Here is a 1023-nt window from a genome sequence, read left to right on the forward strand (position 1 = left end):
TAATCGGTGCCAATGCTTCTGCTTTGAGAAACCCTGTTGGTTGTTTCGTTTCTACTGTTTGATAATTAGAAGAAACATAAGCCCCTTTCGCCCATAGCCCTGCCTCTGCCGCACGCCGGTGTGCGAGACCTTCAAGACGCTTACCGCCTGCTTTGGTCCATTTCTGTAATTCGGTTGGTACAGCTTCATAATCCCCCCGATTAAGCCTTTTAAGCAATGTAGAGTTTTGGAAAGCTGCAATACCTACATTATAACAAAAGGAAACAAGGGCGCCGAACTGCTCGTCGCTTAAATTCACACAAACTGCTTTTTCTACCGCCCTCTCATATTGCCGCAAATCTGCTAAAAGCATGGTTTCGGCTTTTTTTTCCGTAATCACCATGCCCTCAACCACTGTTGGTTGACCAGCTTTTTTCGTATGACCATAACCAATCGTCCATACGCCAGAAGCATCTTGATAAGACTGCAAGCGCAAACCTTCCCACTTTTTTAAACAGTATAAACAGTCTTTACTTATTTTCCGTGCCATTGTTCAATTCACCTTATAAATATACCTGCTCCGTCACCGCCGTCGCCGCCAATTTTGTCGCTTCCGTGTTTCCCATCAAAATATCCACCGCCGCCGCCGCCAGCTCCATTGCCGCCACGACCACCTCTACCACCTTTGTAACTCTCACCACCCTGCCCCATGATAGAACCCTTACATTTACCGCCACCGCCGCCGCCGCCGCCAAGAAAAGAACTTCCACCGGTACCAGCTCTCTTGCCGTCACTTCCACTTCCTCCACCATTCCCACCAGAAAAAATAAAGCTTTCACCACTGATGCCCTCCCTGTCTCCTCCTCCATCGCCACCTTTCCCTCCAAAGTTAACAAAAATCATGGAGACGGAATATCCTCCTTCTGCAGTAACAAGCCCTTTGATAATTGTTTTACCACCATTGCATAAAATGTTACTGTCATTGCCTTTACCACCACGACCAATGTAAGCTGTTTTTAATTTATCTAAATCAGAACCTTTCAT

General features: G+C 46.5%; 1 protein-coding gene and 1 pseudogene. Both read right to left on the reverse strand.

Annotated features, from left to right (window positions below):
- Window positions 1-529 (reverse strand): lysozyme (locus tag ACFIKH_RS09145; protein ID WP_375671535.1); only part of this gene is annotated, 529 nt, incomplete at its 3' end.
- An 8-nt stretch (window positions 530-537) separates the two neighbouring features.
- Window positions 538-1023 (reverse strand): annotated as a pseudogene (locus ACFIKH_RS09150) (hypothetical protein); the annotation flags it as partial.

The sequence above is a fragment of the Bartonella sp. SD1336NMGDW genome, from assembly GCF_042193565.1.
Taxonomy (GTDB): Bacteria; Pseudomonadota; Alphaproteobacteria; order Rhizobiales; family Rhizobiaceae; genus Bartonella; species Bartonella grahamii.